Origin of the sequence: Streptomyces sp. (genome assembly GCF_019510245.1) — a bacterium.
GTDB lineage: Bacteria > Actinomycetota > Actinomycetes > Streptomycetales > Streptomycetaceae > Streptomyces.
The window spans coordinates 1-4,109 of record NZ_JAEKKT010000326.1 but is presented as its reverse complement, the minus strand read 5'-3'; the positions used below and the strand labels follow the sequence as shown (position 1 = coordinate 4,109).

General features: G+C 68.0%; 5 protein-coding genes. 2 read left to right on the top strand and 3 right to left on the bottom strand.

Translation table 11 applies throughout. From position 1 onward, the window contains the following. Nucleotides 1-380 precede the first annotated feature (380 nt). Complete coding sequence (locus tag JF597_RS50220) at nt 381-632, bottom strand: hypothetical protein (RefSeq protein ID WP_069760153.1); 252 nt, start codon at nt 630-632, stop codon at nt 381-383. 484 nt (nt 633-1,116) lie between these two features. Continuing rightward, the gene (locus JF597_RS50215) at nt 1,117-1,632 is read right to left on the bottom strand and encodes a VOC family protein (protein ID WP_294012945.1); all 516 of its coding nucleotides are present in this window, start codon (nt 1,630-1,632) and stop codon (nt 1,117-1,119) included. Between the two features lie 568 nt (nt 1,633-2,200). Between JF597_RS50215 and JF597_RS50210 the strand changes: the two genes are divergently transcribed. Together JF597_RS50210 and JF597_RS50205 are read left to right on the top strand one after the other, a co-directional pair. Then, entirely contained in the window at nt 2,201-2,416 is a 216-nt protein-coding gene (locus tag JF597_RS50210) for a hypothetical protein (RefSeq protein ID WP_069760155.1), read from the top strand. Nucleotides 2,417-2,921: 505 nt separating this feature from the next. Then, a complete protein-coding gene (locus JF597_RS50205; protein WP_294012939.1) occupies nt 2,922-3,488 on the top strand; it encodes a dihydrofolate reductase family protein in 567 nt (188 codons plus the stop codon). Nucleotides 3,489-3,599: 111 nt separating this feature from the next. Here the strand turns inward: JF597_RS50205 and JF597_RS50200 are convergent. Continuing rightward, nucleotides 3,600-4,109 (bottom strand): FAD-dependent monooxygenase (locus JF597_RS50200; RefSeq protein WP_294012937.1); only part of this gene is annotated, 510 nt, incomplete at its 5' end.

Genomic DNA, 4,109 nt, shown 5'->3' with positions numbered 1-4,109 from the left:
GTTCCGGGCATGAGCTGCCCTTGGGACGTCGGGTCTACTTGAGCAGGAAACCGTGCGGGGACGACAGCATGCTCGGAAGGTCGTGTCCGTCTCGGTTGCCTTCATCCTCCGGCTGCTGGCCCGGCGCCACCACAGGCGTTCGACGATGTCGCCGGCCGGGAGCGGCAGGGAAGCGGCGCCGTCGGGCACGACGCCTCCGGAAGCGCGTTCCCCCGGTCCAAGTGCCGCCGGGGCCGACGGGCAGAAGGCCCCGGACCGACCGTGGTCCGGGGCCTCTGGCCTCACCTCGAGATGAACGCAAGCGGCCACTGACGGCCGGGCGGGTGCAGGGGTTCCGCGCCCGGGCGGCGGAAGCAGGTTCAGTAGGTCATGGGATGTCTTTACCAGCCGTGCCCGCAGTCCGAACCGATGTCGGTGCTCTGTGCACCCGGGCTGCCCTCGCCGTTGATCAGGTTGCCGGCGAGGCCGCCGAGGAGGTTCACTTCGCCGAGGATGTCGATGTTGAGGTCGTGGGACTTGCACCCGCCGCCATGCGAGCCTCCCGCAGCCTGGGCGGTGGCAGGGCCGACGCCCATGAAGCTGAATCCACTGATGATGGCGACCGCGACAGCGGCCTTGTGAAGCTTGCGCATTTGTCCTCCTGGAGTCGAATGGAGCGCGCCGTCAAAGATCACCAAGCGCTCATTTCGGAGGCTAGATCGACATTTCCCACGGCGCTCACCGGGGGAGCCGTCCGGGGGCTCTGGGGCGCGCAGACAGAAGGACCGGCTCGGGAGGGGTTCCCGACGGGCTGGCCGGCCCGTCAAGGTGATCGGGGGTGGGACCGCCGCCGAAGGGGCTCGAGTCCGAGCGAACAGGTGTGAGGGCGCGGATGCTACCGGCCGTGGCGGGGCATGTCCTGTCGCGTGAGCAGCCGGGCGTACTGGGGTAGCAGCGACAACCTGCAACCGAAGCTGATCTGTTGCGGCGCCTTGACCTGCGGCGACTCAAGTCCGACGACACAACATCCCAGCGTCGCGCACTGGTCGCAGCGTTACCAACCGCTGTGATCCCGATGTGTGTTGGGGGCGCCATGGCCGGCGCGAGATGCGTCAGGCTGGGCTGGGCGCCGTGAGGTCACAGGCTGTGGGCGATGGGGTGCAGCGGTTGGTACAGCGGGAGTTCGGCGCCGCTGGGGAGGCGAACCGCAGTCAGTTTGCCCCAACGCTGCTCACTGACCGGGCGGGTGATCTCGATCCCCTGTGCGCGGAGCTCGCCGAGCTCGGCGTCAAGGTCGTCGCACATCAAGTAGAACTCGTGCTGCGGCGGGCCGTCGGTTGGATGGACGGCCACCTCGGCTGGGGGCAGCTTGAAGATGAGCCAGCCGCCACCTGCGTCGACGCCGGGAAAGCCGAGGACGTCACGGAGAAAGGCGCGATCCGCCTCGGCGTCGTGGCTGTAGAGGATGACGTGTGCACCGCTGATCATGGCTGGCTCCTGCCCAGTCGACGTGCTGGCGCTCGTGCCCTTCGGCATCTTGGCACGCTCAGGTCCCAGAAAACCTTCGACCGCATCCGATGACACGCCGACTGACTTGCACAACAACGGAAAGGACTTGGTGCTTGAACGGGCTTGGGGGAGCTGAGATTGCATGGCCCAATGGTCGGCACGACTCGGAGTCAGGCTGGTCGGAGCGCTCACCCTGGGTGCTCACGAAGTGCCCGGTCGCGGTCGGGGGGTCGTACTTGGTGACGCGGTACGCGTAGGGCAGCACGGCCTCATCCTTGCGCACAGGCCCGATGCCGGGCCGAGGAAATACCAGGGGGAGCTGAGACCTCGAGGATGAGGGACACGCTGTGAGACACGCCCGAAACTTCGTGGTCAGAGCAGCGCTCAGTGCCACGAGTCGCGAGATCCCACACATCAGGCCGCCGTGCGAGTCCAGCGCGCGAGAGCCGGCGCGTGCAGGCACCGGATAAGCGCGCCGACTGGACCCGGTGGGGGGAAGGGCACACCAAGCCACAGTTGAGGCTGTCGACGAGGCGCTGCGCGACTCGTCATGCGCAGCGTCCATGACACCCTTGACGACCTCCTCCGGCCGGAGTGCGTGAAGAACGTTCCAAGACAGCCGCCTGCGCAGCTGAACACCTACACCGAGGAGCGTCCCCCAACTGGCCCACCCCACCGCGCAGCCCAACCGCGCCGACGGCACGCTGGCTCTATGGCGTCTGATCAGCCCGTCGTCGTATACCCGCCCACTGAAGACGGAGGCCGACGCGTCCGGATAGGCGACCACTTCGTCGGGATCGCCTACGGGCTCCTCGACATCGCCGCTTTCGTCCAAGAAGCCGGCTTGCAGGACTGGGACGAGATGGACGTCGCCCGATCTGGGCTCATCGAATGGCGCGGTGGCGGGGCCGACGTCTGGGAACACTGACCGGGTTGTCAGCTGTCCGCGCAGCTGGAGCAGTTCCACTGCACCGTCGAAGAGTTGGGGCACCCGCAAGACGCTCCTGGGGAGCAAGGCGGTGTTATGTCTGGCGGAGCGCGGCATCCGGTCGAGACCGAGTAGGGGATTGTTCGCCGAGCTGCGGCCGTGGTCGTCCGGCGGCCTCCCGACCACCCCGCCTACGACTGTGTTTCCGACGTGACCCCCCGTACCTGGGGTCCGGGGCGACCGAGCTCGACGCCCCCCGGCAGGTAGCGCTCACCTGGCTCCTCAGCCACACTCACGGCCTTGTCACCCATGATCGGCCTCAAGTCCGCCGCATTCCTCGCGAGGTGAGGGCGAGGGCGAGATCAGGCGGCTTGCCCGCGTCGGCCGAGTGCACCACGCTGAGTCCCGAGCACGAGTACTAGCGGCGAGCCCAGATCGTGCACCGACGAGTTTCTCGCGCCGCGCTGGTCTGTACGCCGGACACCCACGGACGGAAGGCTGGGCCATGCGGAAACTGATCTATGGCATGAATCTGACCCTGGACGGCTACATCGCCGCGCCCGGGGACGACATCGGCTGGAGCGGACCGCCGAGCCACGAGCTGTTCCAGTGGTGGCTCGACCACGAGCAGGCGAGTGGCCTGTCGCTGTACGGGCGCAAACTGTGGGAGGCGATGAGCTCCTACTGGCCGACCGGTGACCAGCAGCCGGGCGTCACCCCGGCGCAGATCGAATTCGCACGGAACTGGCGGGACACGCCGAAGGTGGTGTTCTCCTCGACGATCGACAAGGTCGACTGGAACACCCGCCTGGTCACCGGCGACGCGATCGCCGAGATCACCCGGCTCAAGGCCGAGGACGGCGCCCCGATGAGCATCGGCGGCGCAACTCTCGCCGGGGCCGCCGTGCGGGCCGGGCTGATCGACGAGTACGCCCTGGTCACCCACCCGGTCCTGGGCGGCGGCGGCACGCCGTTCTTCACCGCGCTGGACAGCTGGGTGAACCTGAATTTGGTGGAGACGCGGACGTGCCCCGGCGGCGTGGTCCTGACCAGGTACGAGACAAGGCGCTGAGCAGCAGTTGTCCGTTCTCATCCATCGGGTCAAGGAGCCATACCGGCGATCTGCGCCGCATCAGAATGTGGCCTGCCGAAGCGTGGTCCCTCTCGGCACGTTCTGTGACACCTACTGCTTGGCCGACGAGCTGATCGGCGAGCCGGCCGAGGTTGTGGAGTCCGGGACCCCCGCGTAGTCGGGCAGCTCGACGCCGTTGATCGCGCGCCCGACCAGCTCGGTGAACCATTCGCCGGCGAAATCGGGGCGCGGCTCGGCGTCTGGCCCGGGGACGTCGCGGGTGCGGGCGTTCAACCGGCCGATCTCCTGGTTGGCCTCGACGAACGAGCGCATCCGCGCCTCGTAGCGAGCGAACCCGGCGTCGTGGTCCCATCCGGCAGCGGCCAGTTCTCCGGCCAGCACGTAGGCACCGACCAGGGCCAGCCCCGTGCCCTGCCCGGACATCGGCGACGAGCTGAACGCCGCGTCCCCGAGCAACCCAACCCGTCCACTCGACCAGCGGTCCATCACCACCTGGGCGACCTGGTCGAGGTAGAAGTCCGGAGTGTCGTCCAGGTGGGCGAGGATGTCCGAGGTCAACCAGCCCAGGCCCGCCAACCGCTCCCGCAGTTGGACCTTCTG

What these genes read in the sequence shown, in the direction of transcription:
- JF597_RS50220 (WP_069760153.1), bottom strand. Translation starts at nt 632, where the DNA reads ATGCGCAAGCTTCACAAGGCCGCTGTCGCGGTCGCCATCATCAGTGGA.
- JF597_RS50215 (WP_294012945.1), bottom strand. Translation starts at nt 1,632, where the DNA reads ATGCAATCTCAGCTCCCCCAAGCCCGTTCAAGCACCAAGTCCTTTCCG.
- JF597_RS50210 (WP_069760155.1), top strand. Translation starts at nt 2,201, where the DNA reads ATGGCGTCTGATCAGCCCGTCGTCGTATACCCGCCCACTGAAGACGGA.
- JF597_RS50205 (WP_294012939.1), top strand. Translation starts at nt 2,922, where the DNA reads ATGCGGAAACTGATCTATGGCATGAATCTGACCCTGGACGGCTACATC.